Annotated in this window: 16 protein-coding genes; 10 read left to right on the forward strand and 6 right to left on the reverse strand. The window is 36.4% G+C overall.

The window, feature by feature from the left end:
- Window positions 1-40 precede the first annotated feature (40 nt).
- Both NHE85_RS09415 and NHE85_RS09420 read right to left on the reverse strand, forming a co-directional pair.
- Window positions 41-895, reverse strand: a complete 855-nt coding sequence (locus NHE85_RS09415) for an SDR family oxidoreductase (RefSeq protein ID WP_252811775.1) — start codon at window positions 893-895, stop codon at window positions 41-43.
- A gap of 11 nt (window positions 896-906) precedes the next feature.
- Window positions 907-1,452: a ferritin-like domain-containing protein gene (locus NHE85_RS09420; RefSeq protein WP_252811776.1), complete on the reverse strand. Its 546-nt coding sequence runs from the start codon at window positions 1,450-1,452 to the stop codon at window positions 907-909.
- A 182-nt stretch (window positions 1,453-1,634) separates the two neighbouring features.
- On the opposite strand from NHE85_RS09420, the gene NHE85_RS09425 reads away from it, so the two are divergent.
- The gene (locus NHE85_RS09425) at window positions 1,635-2,147 is read left to right on the forward strand and encodes a hypothetical protein (RefSeq protein ID WP_252811777.1); all 513 of its coding nucleotides are present in this window, start codon (window positions 1,635-1,637) and stop codon (window positions 2,145-2,147) included.
- A 148-nt stretch (window positions 2,148-2,295) separates the two neighbouring features.
- The gene (locus NHE85_RS09430) at window positions 2,296-3,162 is read left to right on the forward strand and encodes a hypothetical protein (protein WP_252811778.1); all 867 of its coding nucleotides are present in this window, start codon (window positions 2,296-2,298) and stop codon (window positions 3,160-3,162) included.
- Here the strand turns inward: NHE85_RS09430 and NHE85_RS09435 are convergent.
- Window positions 3,148-6,879 carry a metallophosphoesterase gene (locus NHE85_RS09435; RefSeq protein WP_252811779.1) on the reverse strand — a complete coding sequence of 1,244 codons (3,732 nt, stop codon included), beginning with the start codon at window positions 6,877-6,879 and terminating at the stop codon, window positions 3,148-3,150. The two genes, NHE85_RS09430 and NHE85_RS09435, sit on opposite strands and share 15 nt — an antisense overlap.
- 26 nt (window positions 6,880-6,905) lie before the next feature.
- On the opposite strand from NHE85_RS09435, the gene NHE85_RS09440 reads away from it, so the two are divergent.
- On the forward strand, window positions 6,906-8,105 hold the full coding sequence (locus NHE85_RS09440) for a Pycsar system effector family protein (protein WP_252811780.1): 1,200 nt from the start codon (window positions 6,906-6,908) through the stop codon (window positions 8,103-8,105).
- A 55-nt stretch (window positions 8,106-8,160) separates the two neighbouring features.
- On the opposite strand, the gene NHE85_RS09445 is transcribed toward NHE85_RS09440, so the two are convergent.
- Entirely contained in the window at window positions 8,161-10,542 is a 2,382-nt protein-coding gene (locus NHE85_RS09445; RefSeq protein ID WP_252811781.1) for a GAF domain-containing protein, read from the reverse strand.
- A 166-nt stretch (window positions 10,543-10,708) separates the two neighbouring features.
- On the opposite strand from NHE85_RS09445, the gene NHE85_RS09450 reads away from it, so the two are divergent.
- From NHE85_RS09450 to hemL, 3 genes are read left to right on the forward strand one after another with little or no spacing between them, the layout of a single operon-like run.
- Entirely contained in the window at window positions 10,709-11,599 is an 891-nt protein-coding gene (locus tag NHE85_RS09450) for a 1-aminocyclopropane-1-carboxylate deaminase/D-cysteine desulfhydrase (RefSeq protein ID WP_252811782.1), read from the forward strand.
- Window positions 11,600-11,603: 4 nt separating this feature from the next.
- Complete coding sequence (locus NHE85_RS09455; RefSeq protein WP_252811783.1) at window positions 11,604-12,494, forward strand: glucosaminidase domain-containing protein; 891 nt, start codon at window positions 11,604-11,606, stop codon at window positions 12,492-12,494.
- 1 nt (window position 12,495) lies between these two features.
- Window positions 12,496-13,782: a glutamate-1-semialdehyde 2,1-aminomutase gene (gene hemL, locus NHE85_RS09460; RefSeq protein ID WP_252811784.1), complete on the forward strand. Its 1,287-nt coding sequence runs from the start codon at window positions 12,496-12,498 to the stop codon at window positions 13,780-13,782.
- Window positions 13,783-13,858: 76 nt separating this feature from the next.
- Here hemL and NHE85_RS09465 read toward each other — a convergent pair whose 3' ends face one another.
- Both NHE85_RS09465 and NHE85_RS09470 read right to left on the reverse strand, forming a co-directional pair.
- The gene (locus NHE85_RS09465; protein ID WP_252811785.1) at window positions 13,859-14,233 is read right to left on the reverse strand and encodes a hypothetical protein; all 375 of its coding nucleotides are present in this window, start codon (window positions 14,231-14,233) and stop codon (window positions 13,859-13,861) included.
- A gap of 89 nt (window positions 14,234-14,322) precedes the next feature.
- Window positions 14,323-14,751, reverse strand: coding sequence for a hypothetical protein (locus NHE85_RS09470; RefSeq protein ID WP_252811786.1), 429 nt, complete (start codon window positions 14,749-14,751; stop codon window positions 14,323-14,325).
- A 108-nt stretch (window positions 14,752-14,859) separates the two neighbouring features.
- On the opposite strand from NHE85_RS09470, the gene NHE85_RS09475 reads away from it, so the two are divergent.
- The 4 genes from NHE85_RS09475 to NHE85_RS09490 all read left to right on the forward strand — a co-directional run bounded on the left by NHE85_RS09475 (window position 14,860) and on the right by NHE85_RS09490 (window position 18,190).
- Window positions 14,860-15,231 carry a hypothetical protein gene (locus tag NHE85_RS09475; RefSeq protein ID WP_252811787.1) on the forward strand — a complete coding sequence of 124 codons (372 nt, stop codon included), beginning with the start codon at window positions 14,860-14,862 and terminating at the stop codon, window positions 15,229-15,231.
- Between the two features lie 116 nt (window positions 15,232-15,347).
- Window positions 15,348-16,175, forward strand: coding sequence for an MbnP family protein (locus tag NHE85_RS09480; protein ID WP_252811788.1), 828 nt, complete (start codon window positions 15,348-15,350; stop codon window positions 16,173-16,175).
- 44 nt (window positions 16,176-16,219) lie between these two features.
- Window positions 16,220-17,260 (forward strand): cytochrome-c peroxidase, encoded by a 1,041-nt coding sequence (locus tag NHE85_RS09485; protein ID WP_252811789.1) that lies wholly within the window; start codon window positions 16,220-16,222, stop codon window positions 17,258-17,260.
- A 3-nt stretch (window positions 17,261-17,263) separates the two neighbouring features.
- Complete coding sequence (locus NHE85_RS09490; protein ID WP_252811790.1) at window positions 17,264-18,190, forward strand: transporter; 927 nt, start codon at window positions 17,264-17,266, stop codon at window positions 18,188-18,190.
- Window positions 18,191-18,220: the final 30 nt, after the last annotated feature.

The raw sequence follows: 18,220 nt of genomic DNA on the forward strand, positions 1-18,220 counted from the left end.
TTTTTTCCATGATTATATTAAATTTAATGATTAATAAATTTTATCCTCCAACTATTTCGCCGCCGTTAATATGAATTACCTGTCCGGTAATGTAAGATGCATCTTCGCTTGCTAGAAATACATATGCCGGCCCGACTTCGGCGGGTTGCCCTGCACGTTTCATAGGAGTATCCTGTCCAAATTTTGCTACGTCTTCAGCTTCAAATGTTGCTGGTATAAGAGGTGTCCATATAGGGCCGGGGGCTATCGCATTAACCCTTATGCCTTTTTCGGCAAGCTGAGCGGACAATGAACGGGTAAAAGAAACTATAGCGCCTTTAGTACTGCTGTAATCTATCAAATGCCAACTGCCTCTATAGGCGGTAACTGAAGCTGTATTAATTATACAGTCGCCTTTTTTAATATGTTTTAAAGCTTCCCGCGTTATATAAAAAAACGACAGGATATTTGTTTCAAATGTTTCTTTTAACTGCGTGGCGGTTATATCTTCAAAATGCTTCTGTGGATGCTGCACAGCAGCATTGTTTACAATTATATTTAGTCCGCCAAAGGTTTGCAGGGTTTCACTGATGGCCTTTTTGCAAAATGCTTCATCTTTAAGGTCGCCATGTATTAACAGGCATTTGCTGCCTTCATTTTCAATCAGTTCTTTTGTTTTTTTAGCATCTTCATGCTCATTATAATATACTATGGCTACATTGGCACCTTCACGGGCAAAATGTATTGCTGCGCTTCTGCCAATACCACTGTCACCACCGGTTATAATACTGTTTTTTCCTTTCAGCTTACCACTGCCTTTGTAGTTTTTATTTATAAATTCAGGTTCCGGCATCATTTTATATTCTTTACCGGGCTGCTCCTGTGTTTGTTCGGGAAAAGAGTCTGGTTTCTGCATAACGGCTTATATTAAATTTCTTTATCTGCTGCTTCAATATTTATATGAGATTCGGCTATATCAGATAGTGCTAAATCTGCCTGTTTTTCTTCAATTAAGGTTTTTTCTAAAAGTGTAACAACATCTTCTTCACGTAAGGCTAATGCATAAGCTCTCATAGTTCCGTAGCTGGCAATTTCCTGATGATTTACTTTTTGTACAAGTCCTATAATGCCTGCATCTCTAACTACTCCTTTTTTAATATGTGTACAGGTTTCCTGTGCTTCTTTGATAAAGCATTCTATTGCTTCATAAACAATTCCTGTAGGATCAATGCCTATCGCCCTGAAGATTTTTACAAGCCGTACAAGATGACTTAAGCTTTCTTTAGCTTGTTTTTTTAAAGTGCTTTTTAAATCTTTTGATGTAGAGTTAAGTGTAAGTTCTTTAAGCATTTTAGCTATTGCTGTTTCACTCCAGTACAACTCCATAAGCTGTTTTTCAAATAGGCCTCTTAACTCCTGAGTTTCTTCGTGATTGTATTTTGCGATATTTTGAAGCATAGCTGTTCTTTTCATAAAGTTACCTCTACATAGTGATAAAATATCATAATGTAATTACAATTAACGCTTGATTAACAGCATGTAAAGCAGGTGCAGATAGTCGTAAAAACACAGCGTTTTAACGGTTTTAAAAGCAGTTTTTTTATCATTTAAATTATGCTGTGTATGTTTGTTGGGTGAATTAACAGTATTTGATTATGAAGAAGATTTTGTTACTCTCGCTTATGGTATTTGGCCTTTGCGCTTGTTCTACAGATAATGATAATGATTTAAACAGATATCAAAAAGATTTTATAGAAAAATCGAATACAGCGCAGGAAGCCTCCGCTTTCGGAACTTCCTATCCCTCATGTTTTACGAGTCTTACCGGACGTGTGTATGTAGATGTTTCTAATGGATTTGGCAATCCTACGGTAGTTTTTGTTCCAATAATTTCAGGAAGTGTTTCTTTTACAGCACGTTTTTGGGTAAGAGTTGAGGTACAGGGACTGTCTGACTGTGATAATTTTAGCAGCAATTCCGGTACTGTTTTAACTTTTGGGCCAACAGAACCGGTGCAAAATGTTGTTTCATCTCCTCCTTCTGTCTGGGTATCGCCGGGTAGTATGCCACTTTGCTACAAATGGAGATTCGTATTCGAAGGGATATCATCTAATGGCAGTAAAATATGTACTGCTTACTCTAAATGGAGTGAGTCACCATTGTTTTAAATTTTTTGATTTTTTAATAGTAGGAGAAACCATCGTTCTTATGGCGATGGTTTTTTTATGCTTTATTGTGTTGTAAAAAGTAACTTAAAACCGATGCCTTATAAATAAATGGTTTATACTTTTACATAAACATTATATATAGAATAAAATGCAACATATAATTCCAATATTCCTCTTTCTTTTAATTTCATGCTCAGGGAAAGAGCAGCAGCAAATTGAAGAAATTGCTAAAACAGACCTTAAGGAAATATCGGCTTTAGAGTACCTGCCGCAATCTAAAAGTATATGGGCACTTGAAGACAGTGGGAACAAAAATAAAATTTACAGGATTGGTGAAAATGGAAAATCAGAACATGAGGTAACAATTGTCAATTTGGTTAATACAGATTGGGAAGAACTTGCATCGGATAAGGAAGGTAATCTTTATATAGGTGATTTTGGTAATAATGATAATACAAGGAAAGACCTGGCTATTTATAAAATAGATAAAGATCAGCTGAATAAAAAGACTGCGGCAACAAGCGCTAAAATTGCATTTTACTATCCTGAACAAACTGCGTTTCCTCCCAAAAAATCAAAATTTATGTTTGATTGTGAAGCCTTTTTTGAATTTAATGGATATTTTTATCTTTTTACTAAAAACAGGAGTGCCAGGTTTGATGGTAGTTTTTATGTTTACAAAGTGCCTAATAAAAACGGATATCATAAGGCACAATATCTGGGAACGCTTACCACATGTAATACTTTTAAACGATGTGCAGTAACGGCTGCAGATATTAGCCCTGATGGGAAAAAAGCAATATTGCTTACAGGAGATAAACTGGTTATAATTACCAATTTTGGAGCCGGTGATTTTGTAAATGGTAAAATGAAGATCTATGAGCTTGGCCACGCTTCTCAAAAAGAGGGGCTATGCTTTACAGATAATAATACACTTTTTATAGCCGATGAAAAAGATAAAAAAACAGGAGGCAGGCTTTATAGAGTAAAATTATCCAATCTAAAGTCCAAATGATAGACCAAATGATAAACGGCCTCCGTCAGCTCCCTGAAAATAAGAAATTTTTGCGGTTAAAGCATCTACAGCATTAATCCATATAGCGCCTCCGTAGCTAGTGTGCCATTTTCTTGAGTTATCATTTTCTACCCATACACGGCCATAATCAAATCCACCCAGTATTCCATATTTCATTGGTAGAAAGCTGCTTTTCCAGCTGCCTAAAGTAAATCTTAAATCAGAGCTTTGATAAAACGATTGTTTTCCGGTAAAACGCTGCTGCCTGTAACCTCTTAAATCCATATCTCCTCCCAGTGTTGCGGCCTGATAGAATTCATAATTGTTATTAAACAGTACCTTTCCTTTAAATGTGGTTGAAAATACTAAGGCATCATTACGGGTAATTTTATTTACAAAATTAAGGGAGCTTTCCAGGTAAGGAAAATTTTGCTCCAGTTTATCAAGGCTGGTTTTCCACATTCCTGTAAGTGTAAAGCCCATGCCCAATGCCGGTAATGAAAGATTATCATAACTTGTAAAACTATATTTTCCAATCAATCCGGCAAACTGCCTGTGCTCAAAAAGATATGGATTTATGATGCCGGGCTCATTTATAAAACGATTGGCGGTTTCATCTACCTCAATGGTTTCAAACGGCAGCTGAAGTTCTAATTTACTGCCATTTCTGCCATTTTTAAAGAAAGAAGGGGCTATTCTGAATACCTGCAGCTTAACGCGGTTATAATCCATACTAAGATCATCATCAAAATTTGGAGTTTCATTTCCGTATCCAAAGTAGTTTATGCTAAAATTCGGACTGGTATACCATACGTCAAAGCCAAAATTCCATTTACTGGCAATATTCATAAATTTACCGCTGTAACCGAGTTCAAAACCATCTGTAGCAAAATAATAATTTGCTTTTATGCTGTGTTTCTGGGAATACGGTCTTCGGTTAAAGTTATTGATAGTATAATTAGCAAGTGCGCCAAGTTTTACGCCATCATCAGGATTATAGCCCACTAACGGATATCCTGCCCATACATTATATTGTGGCTTTTCATAATTATAGCTGTTGGTTTCATAGTCATCCGTTAGCAGCTTTTGTGTTTTATTGTCGGTAGTATAAGTATTGTTTTTGCTTTTAAAATCATATATCTTCACTCTTTTCCCATTTTCAACAACGTATTCGTCATGATTCTGCCCGCCTAATAACCTTAAAGTTATTGCGCGTTCAGGCTTGCCTTTTACTTCAAAAATATCATCATCATCAAGACCGTATATCCATATTTCTTTTGTGTCTTTTTTAGTATAAGTTTTATCTAAAAGCAGGGTTTCTTTATCACCTTTATCAATACTATACATTTTTACTTGTGTATCACCATTTGGCATACGTGTAATAACAAATTTTTCCTTTTTATCGGTTCCGGTAATAATTGCTGTTTTAAGTAATACTTTCCTGTATTCAAAAGCATATTCCTGAAGATGTGTCCTTCTTTTTTTAAGAGAATTTTTTATACTTTCTGTTGTTTCGTCCTGAACTTCTTTAGGTAATTTTGCAAAAGCATTATCTATAGCTTCATCAGTAATTTCTTCCTGTAATTTTTTAGCCTCTTCCTCCCATACTTCTTTTCCCGAAGATGTAATAAAAGCAAGATCCTGGGCATAAGGTTCGCGGTTAAACCATTTCACATTCCTTATTTCATCTTTAAAAGTCTGCATATGGCGTAAAGGAGGTATATTCATCAGTATTGATAATAACGCTCCGTCATATTTTGCAAATGCCTGATCCCTGTCGCGTGGTATAGGTTTGTATATTACCTTATCTTTTTCATTGAACCTTGCCCATCTCCATTGGTCGGAATGCCTGTCCCAATCGCCTATCAGCATATCAAAAAGGCGAGCTTTTATATAAGCCCTTTCGTCTATAACATATTTTTTATCTTTTCTCAGGTTTTCCAGTACATCGTCAGTACTTTCTATAGCATCGGGTGTTCCAAAACTTTTTAAATCTTTATGCTCATCAGTAGGGCGCTCTTCTACCATATACAGTTCATCGCCGTAGTCGCTGTTGTAATCTTCAAGGATAGTTTGTTTAGGTATATAGTAAAGCTCAGGATTTGTGTGATAAATACCTACAGCTTCTGAAAGATCTCCTACGATAAACGGGGTGTAAGGGTGACTGGTGGTATAAAAATCGAGAAGGAAATCTTCTACATACGTATCTTCAAAAGAGTCGCCAACATTTTTTGTTTTAAATGCTACCGCCTGAAGGAAACGGGTTGCGCTCTTTTTAAGGCCGCGCATTACATATTCTTTACCGTTTTTGTCTATTAGTCTTAATGATTTTGACTGATGCCCGCCACCGGCTCTTCCCGGAGTGAAACCACCGTGAAGCGTGTCCAGCGTTGCTAATTTTACGTTTATGGGCATGCTATAATATTTTCTATAGTGCGACCCCATTAAAAATTTATAAAAGCCACTTTTCTGCGTCATTTCAGATGTGTAAATTGATGCTTTAATTTCAGTAGGAAAGCTATCTGGGTAGGTAGTATATACTTTGTCATGCTTTTCTAACAGGCGGGTTTCAAAAAGTTTAGATTCGGTATTATCTTTTACAGCATAATAGCTCACTTTTGCACTTCCGTCTTTATAAATATCCAGTACTGCATAACCATTGCCTCCATAAGAAAAATCATGAGGATTAACAGCTCTTGCTGCCTCTTCTTTAGATCCTGATCCGCTTATTATCTGGTAAATATTATCTTTTTGTATGTATTGCAGGTTATGATCGTGGCCGGATACAACAATTACATTGTCTTTATTCTGTATTAATGTTTTTATACGGTTTGCCAGTGATGTATAAATACGGCTTTGTCCATCTTGTGTACTGACACCTGATGTTTTACGAATTTCGTTTATAAACGAGCCTAAAACAGGTAAAGGAATGTCGTATTTTAAAGGGAATAATTGTTTTCGTGCTGAAAACTGTCCGCCGTGAGTACCATTGCTTATTAATGGGTGATGAATAGCAAGAATAATAGTCCTGTCAGGATATTTGTTTAACAGGCTTTCAAGTTCTTCAAAAAGCTGATCACGCGTTTTAATAGAACAGTCATCATTGATAGTAGGATATTTGTCCCAGTCTTCTATAAACCATTGGCTGTCTATAGCAATAAGCAGTGTATTGTCGCCTATTTTTACATCGTCAATGCCACATCCTTTGCCCGGAAGAAATGTGTTTTTATCTTTAATTTCTTTTTTTATAAAATCTTCTTCGTCTTCAAGGCCTTTTAATCCATAGTACCAGTCGTGGTTGCCTGGTATAAAGTGTATCTTACCTTTAAAATCTTTTGCCAGAGCCATCTGGCTCGTTAATGAAGCTTCAGCCTGATCGCGTTCTTTTCCCGCTTTTTTTGGAGGCATGCCAAGAGGATAAATATTATCCCCAAGGTAAATTAGTGAAGAATTTTTACCTTCAGATTTTAGTTTAGCCTTTACTATTGACAGTAACCCTTGCGAATTGGGCTGATTTGCATAGCCGGCATCACCAATTAAAAAGAGCCTCTGTACAGGTTCAATGCTGTCAGTAACAGCAGTAATTGCCGGCTTTTCGGCCTTATTTCCATACTGGGCATGGTGGGTGGCACATGAATTTAATAACAGGGCAATAAAAAGACAAATAGTTAGTTTTATATTTGCTTTTACAATTATGTTACGCCAAAAGAATTTCATAATTTGGTGGTGTTAAATTCCTGCCTATGAATATTGTTCAAAAAGCTGAAAACTTTGTTTTTGGTTTATTCAAAGATAAACTATCTCCGGATTATATTTACCACAATTTTAACCATACTTTACGTGTAGTTAACAACGTGCGCCAAATAGCGGAAGCCGAAGGTGTAAATGAGGAAGATACGGAAAACCTTGTCCTGGCTGCATGGTTTCATGACGCAGCCTATATAGATGGTCCGAATAATCATGAGGAACGCAGCGGCACTATGGCTGTTGATTTTCTTACGGCTAATAGCTATCCTTTAGACAAAGCAAAAAAGGTTGCCGATCTGATTAAAGTAACTAAATTAAGTACCGAGCCTGTTACAAGGGATGAGATGATAATGAGAGATGCGGACTGTTCTCATTTTTCAGATGATAATTACTGTGATTTATCACAATTGTTAAGGGAAGAATGGAGGATAACACAAGGGAAAGTATTTACAGATCTTGAGTGGGCTCTTATAAATAGAAATGTATTAGTACATGAACACCGTTTTTATACCGAATATGGTAAGCAGAAGCTGCAATTACTAAAAGAAGCTAACATTGCCAGGCTTCAGAATATAATATCAGGGCTTTATGCTGCAGACAGTAAAAAAAGCATAAATGCAGATAAAAAACAAAAGAAAGAAAAAACAAAAAAAGAAAAAGAAAGCAGGCCCGACAGAGGAATAGATACTATGTTTAGGGTTACACTCAGTAATCATACACGTTTAAGCGATATTGCCGACAGCAAGGCTAATATATTGCTTTCTGTAAATGCGATTATTATATCGGTATCGCTTAGTACACTTATTCCAAAACTTGACAGTCCAAGCAATGCACATCTTGTTATGCCCACTTTTGTGCTGATATTTTTTAGTGTAACATCTATAATATTTGCTATTCTTTCTACAAGGCCTAAAGTTACAAGCGGCACTTTTACCCGTAAGGATATTGAAGACAGAAAGGTTAATCTTCTTTTCTTTGGTAATTTTTATAAAATGCCATTGCAGGAGTATGAATGGGCTGTAAATGAAATGATGAAGGACAGAGATTATTTATATGGATCTATGATAAAGGATTTATATTATTTGGGACTTGTGCTTAACAGAAAATATAAATTACTTCGTATTACCTATTCTATTTTTATGTTTGGCCTTATAACATCTGTAATAGCATTTGTTTATGCTTTTAAAATGATGTAATTATAAAAAAACAAAGGGCGGCTAAATTTAGCCGCCCTTGTTTTTTCTTGAATTTTTATTTTCCGGAAAATTCTTTTAAAAGGTCATCATAGCTAAGTGTATCATTTGGTTTTTCACTGTCATTATAAAGTATTCCTACGCGTAATGCTTTAAGTCCGGTAACGCCCTGCAGGTCTTCTACATCAAAGTTTTCAATAACAGTATCAAGCATATTATTATGCTGTAGGTATTGAATATATCTTCTGTATTCTGCTTCTTCCTGCCTTTGGGAATATACTATTGTCAGTTTACCCTTTTCTGTAATGCGCTGGGTTGTACCTTTGATAAAAGCTTTGTCAATTCTCTTTTTAACAACCTCATATCTTGCATTGTAAGTGCCGTCAACATCAAATCGTTTTTCATCCATTCTAAAACGGATTGAAATAGGAGAACTAAATACCAGGATCAGTGATGTAACATCAAGGTCATAAGGTAAAGAAGGGCGAATTTTGTAATATTCGTTTTCCATTTCACACATAGCCTGCATTTGCCATAATCTCAGGTTGCTAAGGTATAGCGGACTGTAGCTTAGCTTAGGGGAAATTGATGCACCAATATATAAATTATGCTCTACGCCGTCTGTTTTAAAACGCTCATAATAGTGTGGAAAAAAAGCTTGGGCTTCAGTCTGCTTACTGTCTAATACAGCAGCCATTTGTTTGTTGATCATCGAGAGCGTTTCGTCAAAATCTTTACGGCTCTCATAAACCATTTTCACTTTAGAATCCAGCGTTTCAAAATAGGCTGTTATCTTTTCATGAATTTCATCATTTGCAAAATCAAAGTGCTGCAATACAGGATGTATTTCATTAGAAATATAACTCTGAACTATAGATTCTGTGTCGGCCTTCAAAGCATTTTTAAGCTCACCTTCCATATTTTCAAGCTCATAAATATGCTGTTGTATAAGCGGAAGTTTTTCTTTTTTATAAATAAACCTGAATACAGATAATAACTTTTCTATCTGGCGCATAAGATCTTTCTCTATAGACTCATTTCTCGCTGTAGATGATCCTTTAATATCTATCTGACCGTATAATGGGTAAACTTCTTTAAAAACAATTTCTTTATAAGCCAGTTCTTCGTTGTCAGGGGCAGAAATATGTTTTAGTGCCTCTTCTCTAAACTTCCAGTAAACACTATGGTGAATTGCAGTATATTCATTCTGAATAATGGCATCAACTTCATTTTGAAGTTCAGAATAGTTACGGTCAATAGTATCTGTTAAAAATGGTAATATATAATCCAGTTTAAGGGCATTAATACTATTTAGCACACGTGGCCTGGAAGATACAACTTCAAAAAAGCCCAGCAGCCTGTCATTTTTAATGATTGGGGCAAGTATACAGCTTTTTATGTTTTGGTTCAATAAATGCTTTGCAAAAGCATCATCCAGTTCATTGTTGGCAAGGTACGCTTCTACATCAGATATGATAAAGTTTTTCTTTTCCCTGAGCATTTTTTCTAATGTCTCATGACAGAAAACATCATCGCATATCTTTTCGTCACAATTTACCAGTATATGACTTTTTATGGCTTTAAAAGGTGCAATTTTAAATCGGTTGTCTTCCGTATTTATTTCTGTATAACCAATTTGTATATCAGGTATGTGATATATCGAACGGAAAACGTCTTCAAACTGGTGCTTAATGTTTTCTTTTTTTGGCTCCTTCTTGTTAATTAAAAGCAGATTGCTTTTAAGGTTTGATATTGCAATCTCACTTGTTGCATCAAATAAAGAGATTATACCAAATCCTTTAACTTCCCAGCTGTTCGGTGGAAATTTTTCTCTCCATAATTCAAGGTCATCAAAATTATTCATCAAAAGGGTAATGTCTTCAGATGTTATTTTAACAGCTTTATCTGTGGGTAATATTTCAAGAAAATCAGCATTATATAAAATGCGGTAATGTTTCATTACGCCATCTTTGTCAGGAATGTCATAAAATAAAGGCCTGCTAAAATCAAAGTGCTGGCCATAATATGCATTTAAAATAAGGCAGCAGCAGAATACATAAAATTCATGCTCTTCAAAATTTCTTATCGCCATACCAAAATCTTCACCTGCATTTTCAAGAATTGCATCAAAGCGTTCGGTACGGTTAAAAGTAAAATTAAAGAAAGGTATAGCCGCGGCTTTTATTTCATTTTTTTGTAGTGCTGTCGGGAAGAGGTCAGCAAGCAGGTTTTTTATTAAAGCTCCATGCTTTTCAAGCAGCGAAAGATCTGTAATTCCATCGCGTAGTTCGGGGTAAGGTTCGGTATGTTTAAGTAACGCCTTAGCATATTCAGAACGGTAGTCTACATCAGATTCTGCAATTTCTTCAAGTTTTTCAAGTACTTTATGGAAAGAAATGCGTGCAATGAGCGGACTGCAGTTGTTATTTTCACAATCCATTGTCGTATTTACATAAATATAATGCAAAGGTACGTAATTTTCGTACGCAATGTTCTTTTTATGGTATTTCTTGAACCAGGTTAAGATGTTCAATTTTCAGGCTTTAACAGCTTAGGTTTTGCTCCCTTTACTTTTTATGTTTACTTTGCAGTATCAGCATTATTTAATGAATCAGTCTATAAACATTCCCCTGCCTGGCAATATAAAACTTACCGTAAAAAGGGAAGATTTGCTTCACCCCCATATATCAGGTAATAAGTTCAGGAAACTTAAATACAATATTCTTGAAGCAAAAAAAGAAGGCAAAAGCGCCCTGCTTACTTTTGGTGGTGCTTTTTCTAATCATATTGCGGCTACGGCAGCCGCGGGTAAAGAGTATGGATTTTCTACTATAGGCATTATAAGGGGTGAAGAATTGGTTAATAAAATTGGGGATAACCCAACTTTAACTTTTGCCCGTGACTGTGGAATGATGTTTAAATTTGTAACGAGGGAAGCTTACAGGTTAAAGTCTGATAGTCATTTTATTAAAGCTTTACAAGCTGAATTTAATGATTTTTATCTTGTGCCTGAAGGGGGAACCAATCCGTTAGCCGTAAAAGGCTGTCAAGAAATTTTGTCTGATGGTGATAAAGAATTTACACATATAGCCTGTGCTGTTGGTACCGGCGGAACAATAGCCGGGCTTGCAAATGCAGCAATGCCACACCAAAAAGTAATAGGATTCCCTGCCCTTAAAGGTGAGGGATTGTTAGATGATATTCGTAAGTTTGCCCCAAATGGGAATTTAGAGTTAATTACCGATTATCATTTTGGAGGCTACGGAAAAGTAACTGAGGATCTTATCGTTTTTATAAATGATTTTTTTGAAAAAACAGGTATTCCTCTGGATCCTGTTTATACAGGAAAACTGTTTTTTGGCGTTATAGATTTAATAGGTAAAGGTTATTTTCCTGAAAACTCTAATGTATTGCTTGTTCATACGGGAGGATTACAGGGAATAGCAGGAATGAATAAGGAATTGTTGAGAAAGAAACTACCCATAATAAAAACCTGATAAAATGTTAAAGAAAATTCTGGCTTTAGTTGTATTAAGTTTATTTGTTTTAAGTTGCGGATCGCACAAATCCCGAATCAAAACTTCCAAAAACGGTACGGCAAAAACAAGAACCACAAGAAATAGCAGGCCGAATATAAAAACTACTGTTGATTCTAAGACCAGTACTGCTTCTTCTACAAAAAGAAATACGGAAACCCTTGAATCTACTTCAAAAACCGTTGTATATGCAGAAGTAGTAAAAGGCTATATTGATCAATTTAAGGAAACGGCAAAAGAAAATATGAGGCGTCATGGTATACCTGCAAGTATTACATTAGCGCAGGGTATATTAGAATCCGGAGCGGGCAGGGGTACATTGTGTATAAATGCTAATAATCATTTTGGTATTAAATGCCATAACGACTGGAGTGGTGATAAAGTATATCATGATGATGATGCGGAACAGGAATGTTTCAGGAAATATAAAGATCCCGCAGATTCTTATAATGATCATTCGCTTTTCCTTACTTCAAGAGGAAGATATGCCGGTTTATTTAAGCTGGATAAAGATGATTATGAAGGATGGGCTCGCGGGCTCAAAGCAGCAGGGTATGCAACAGATCCTAAATATCCGGATAAGCTTATAGGGCTTATTGTTAATTATGATCTTGCCAAATACGACGCTGAAGTGCTTAATAAAAAATATAAAGCTTCAGAACCTAAAATTCAAAGTTCGGCACCTATAGCATCGGCACCGGTATCAGTGCCTTCATATGGTACTTATACTGTAGAAAAAGGAGATACTTTATATTCCATTTCCAAAAAGCACAATCTTACCGTAGATGAATTAATGAAGCTTAACGGCATATCGGGCAATACAATTTCTATAGGACAGGTTTTAAAAGTAAAATAATATGTTATATCAACGAAGCAGCCAGCTGTTTGCTGAGGCAGAACAGGTAATTCCCGGCGGCGTAAACTCTCCCGTAAGAGCCTTCAGGGCAGTAGGAGGGACACCTATTTTTGTTAAAGAAGCAAAAGGTGCTTATTTATACGATGAAGACGGCAACAAACTGATTGATTACATCAATTCATGGGGGCCAATGATTTTAGGGCATGCTTATGAGCCTGTGGTAAATGCAGTTATTGAAAGAGCTAAAAAAGGTACATCTTTCGGGATGCCTACAGCACTTGAAACTGAAATTGCAAAACTTGCAGTAGCCATGGTGCCTAATATTGATAAAATACGGTTTGTGAATTCGGGTACAGAAGCCTGTATGAGTGCTATCCGTTTGGCAAGAGGTTATACAAAAAGAGATAAAATCATAAAATTTGCGGGCTGTTATCACGGTCATTCGGACTCTTTTCTTATTCAGGCGGGCAGTGGTGCAGTAACATTTGGTACTCCTAACAGTCCGGGGGTAACTCAGGGTACTGCTAAAGATACACTTTTGGCAACGTACAATGACCTGCAAAACGTTACCGATTTATTTGCAGCCAATGTCAATGAAATAGCAGCAATAATTATAGAGCCTGTTGCGGGTAATATGGGTTGTATTCCTCCTGCTCAGGGCTTTTTGGAAGGTTTAAGAAAGCTTTGCGATGATAACGGCGCACTGCTTATATTTGATGAGGTAATGACGGGTTTCCGCTTAGCAAAAGGCGGCGCACAGGAACTTTTTAATATTAAGGCTGATATTGTTGCCTTTGGTAAAGTTATAGGTGGCGGATTACCGGTGGGCGCTTTTGCGGCACGCAACGAGATCATGAATTATCTTGCTCCGCTGGGCCCGGTATATCAGGCAGGAACATTGTCGGGTAATCCATTAGCAATGGCAGCAGGACTGGAAATGCTTAAAGCACTTAATAATGATACAGCCATATTTACAAGGCTTGAAGATAAAACGGCATATCTGGAAACCGGCATACGTAAAGAACTTGATAAAGCAGGTATAATATATACAATAAACAGAACAGGTTCTATGATTTCTGTGCATTTTGATGCGTCACCTGTAACAGACTTTAAATCGGCAGCAAGAGGAGACAATGAAACTTTTAAAAAGTTCTTTCATGGCTTGTTGAAAGAAGGTGTATATATAGCTCCTTCGGCTTATGAAACATGGTTTATTACCGATGCTCTCAGCTATGATGATCTTGATGCTACTATTGATGCTGTAGGGAAAGTTGCAGTTACTTTGTAATTTATAAAACTTCATAAAATATAAAAAGCTTCCACTTTGTGGAAGCTTTTGTTTTATAGCATAGCTAACAAATATCTTAATGAGTAAGAGTTTTCATTAATTCTGCATTGCCTTCAATTTTAGATAATTGCTCTGGTTCAAGGGTAGATTTTAGTCTTGCCTCTACATTTTGAGCAATAACAGCTTTGCGTTCAGCGCTTAAGTTCTGAGCAAGCATACTATGTTTGTTTTCAAATACTGATTTAAGATTTACTTTTTGCTCAGCTGTTAATTTTACATATCCGGCAAGAGTATTTACATCTTTAATCGCAGCTTCACTGTAGGCCGCTTTTTTAGCTACCAGTTCTGATTTTTGAGCAGGAGCCGCTGTAACAGCAGCAGCTCTTTTCTGCGCATTCGCGTTAAGCCCAAAAGCAAGCATAACTACAAAAAGGGCAATTATTTTTTTCATGATTTAAAATTTAAAAGTTTTAGTGTTTATGTTTAATCAGCTCAAATCTAATTAATTTCATGATTAACACAAAACTTTACACAAAAAAATTACCTTCTGTTATGATTTTCGTGTTTTTTATATTTTTTTCTTAATGCATGGTGCATTTTGCTTCTTTTTGACTCAAGTTTATTAAACTGTTCAGGAGTCAGTATCTTCTTCATTTCAGTTCGCATTGCGATCCTGTCATCAAGCATTTGGCTTTTTAAGGCAAATCGTTCATCGGTACTTAATTTTTTGCCTTCCTGTTTTTTTGCCCTATACTCATTCCTTAATGTTTCACGTTTTTTTCCTTGGTCAGCAAGCAGCTTTTGCACGTCTTTTTGCTGTTTTTCATTAAGGTCCAGAGCTAAAGTCATTTTTTTAGATTGCAATTCAGCTCTTTGTTCAGGCTTAAGCGGCTCACGGTGCTGTTTTCTTTGCTGTGCATTTACTCCTACTCCTACCATCATCGCCATTGCTAAAATCCACATTTTCATATTATTATTTTTTAAAAGTTATATCAGTTAGACAGCGTGTGTAATAAAAGGTTTAATTTTTAGTAGTGTTAATTTTTTTAATTGACAGTCGGTACATACATTTGCCCTGTGAAAAAAGCAGTATTTATAGTAGTAGTAATGATGTTAATGAAACCGATAATGCCGGTTTTAGACTATATTATTAACTATGATTACATTGCCAATGAACTTTGTGTTAACAAAGCAAAACCACAAATGCACTGTAATGGTAAATGCCACCTTATGAAAGAGCTTGCCAAAGCTGCTGAAGAAGGAAAACCGCAGTCTGATAAAAAATCTTCCCACACTGAAGTTGAAGTCTTGTTTTGTGAAATTTTAACGGAATTCACTTTTAAATCATCTCAGATACTACCATTTATAAAAAACGAAACAGTATATAAAAATATGTATTCTCATCTTGATCCTGTTTCTTTTTTTCATCCTCCCACATTTATTTCTTAAAGTAGTCTAAGTCATATCTGTCATGCTTTTTTTTGTTAAGCATGATGTTTTATGCAATCAATCCGGATATGTAATATAGATCCGGATACTAATCTTATACTTTAAAAATAAAACCAATGAAAATTCAATTTAAATATATGGCGGCTTTAATGGCTGCTGCAAGCCTTTTTGTATCATGTAGTAACGATGACGATAGCTCTAAAGTGGTAGAGGGAACTGTTGGAGATGCTGAACTTTTTTTTGATAATGGTGTTGCAGGCGATGCACTTGTTTTAGGGACAACTTATACCAACTCTAATGGCGAAGCCCTTACAATAAACCGCCTTAGTTATATAGTAAGCAACTTTGTGTTTATAAAAGAAGACGGTACAGAATTCACTTACCCTAAAGAAGACAGCTATTTTGTTATTAGCCAGGAGACTGGAATGTTTACAGTACATCTTGAAGATGTGCCTGCCGGCGATTATAAAAAAGTGCGTTTTGGTATTGGTGTAGATGAGGAGCAATATCTTCAGGGCGAAACGGCACAGCAAAGCTTTTGGGATCTCGCAGCGGCTAACAACCTTACCTGGACATGGTCAACAGGGTATAAATTCATAAACTTTGAAGGCACTTTTACATCTGCATCAAGCACCGAAGAAAAGCCTTTTCAGGTTCACCAGGGCAGTAATACGGCAACTGATAATTACAGAGAGGTAACACTTAATTTACCAACCACGGCTAGAGTGCGTGAAAACGAACAGCCAAGCATTCACATCAAGACAGACTCCAATGTGCTTCTGGATGGCGATACTAAAATATTGCTTCAAAATAATCTTAATGGAGCAGGTACAGGCGCAGCAATAATGGGAGGGCAGAATCTTATAGATATTGCGGGTAACTCGCTTAAGATGTTTGCGGTAGATCATGTACATAATGGAGAAGGTACTCATCACGAAGACTAAATTTATAAGCCTGTAGCAAAACTACAGGCTTATGATTCTAATTTATGAGAAAAATTATTTTAATACTACTCCCGCTATTTTTCATGTCCTGTAGTAAGGATGATGAATATACGGAGATCAATGAAAGACTTGATTTTAAAGTGCCGTCTAATTTTCCTGCTATGGCTCAGGATATTGAATTAAACTATCCTACCCAAAAAGGGTTTGAATTAGGCCGAAGGCTTTTTTATGATGCAGATCTTTCGGCTGATGGAACCATATCCTGCTCTTTTTGCCATGAACAGGCATTTGCATTTACGCATCACGGACACATATTTAGCCATGGTATAGATGATCAGGAAGGAACCCGTAATGCGCCTGCTGTTCAGAACGGAGCTTTTATGAGCGAATATTTTTATGATGGTGCTTCGAATAGTCTGGAAATGCTGTCGATAGTGCCGATACACAATCCTGTTGAGATGGACGAAACGCTTGAGGGTATTTCTGCAAAATTAAAAAAAGATAAAAGTTACGTGAAAATGTTTAGCCAGGCTTTTGATGGCGGAGATGTTACATCGGGTAATATACTTAAAGCATTGGGTCAGTTTATGACGATGATGGTTTCCGCAAATTCAAGATACGATAAGTATGTGCGCAATGAACCCGAAGGGACTATGTCGGAACAGGAATTGCAGGGTATGCAGCTTTTTGCCCAAAAATGTGCTTCCTGCCATAAAACCGATTTATTCACCGATAACAGTTTCAGGAATAACGGACTTCCGCCAAATCAGCTTTTAGATGATATGGGCAGGGAAAAAGTTACCGGTTTTGAATATGATCGCTATAAATTTAAAGTGCCAAGCCTTCGTAATGCGGAGCTTACTGCACCATATATGCATGACGGACGATTTGGCAGTCTTGAATCTGTGCTTAATTTTTATGCATCAGGAGTGAGGGATTCGGAAACATTAGATCCTTTACTTAATACTAACGGAGTATTAGGCATAACGCTAACACAGGAAGATAAAGAAGCTATAATAGCTTTTATTAAAACGCTGACGGATGAAGAGTATATAAATAATCCGTTGTTTTATTATAAAACATAACAAATGAAGAAATATATAATACTATTGATTTTAACCTGTCAGTTTAGTCTGGCGGGTACACCTCCTCCTAACTTCAGGCAATATCTTGACGATTGTGATGCCTGCGGGTGTTCTGCAAGTGGAGGCGGAATGGGATTCAGTTCTATGATAAATAAAAATTTTGTAGGGCTTAGGTATTTTTATCAAAGCTATTCGAGTCGTGACGGTATTTTTAATGATTCGAAATGGATAGATGAAAATTTTAATACAGTACAGCTGTGGGCAAGAATTCCTGTGTTTAAAAACTTTCAGGTATCGGCATTAGTTCCTTATCATTTTCACAACAGGGAATTATCTACGGGAGAACAAACCATTTCAGGGCTTGGTGATATAACGGTTTTAGGTATGTATACTGTTTATCAAACGCATAAAGACAGTACTGTATTTGTACATACATTGCAGGCAGGAGGCGGAGTGAAGGCACCTACCGGTACTTATGATTCGGATAATAAAGGTAGTGTTAACCCTAGTTTTCAGGTGGGTACCGGTAGCTGGGATTATTTATTGGCCGCCGAATATGTTATTAAACATAAAGATTTAGGACTTAACACCATGATAAACTATGCTTTTAAAACGGAGAATGATAAGCATTACCAGTTTGGAGACCAGTTTAATTATGCCAGTACTTTATTCTATGTTATGGAAGGTTCGAAGTTTACTTTTGTACCGCAGTTAGGTCTTGCAGGTGAAATGTATGCTACTAACAAACAGTATAAAGAAGATGTGCCTAATACTAAAGGTGATATCCTTTTCGGGAAATTAGGTATTGAAGCAGGAACCGGTAGATTTTCGGTAGGGGTAAACGGTATGTTGCCAATTAATCAAAATCTTACAGGCGGCAGGGTCGAAGCTAACTACAGATGGTCCGTAAATCTTAACTATAGTTTGTAATAAACTTTTAGATTCTTATAAAAAGAAAGG

Origin of the sequence: Flavobacterium sp. NRK1, assembly GCF_024054175.1 — a bacterium.
Taxonomy (GTDB): domain Bacteria; phylum Bacteroidota; class Bacteroidia; order Flavobacteriales; family Flavobacteriaceae; genus Flavobacterium.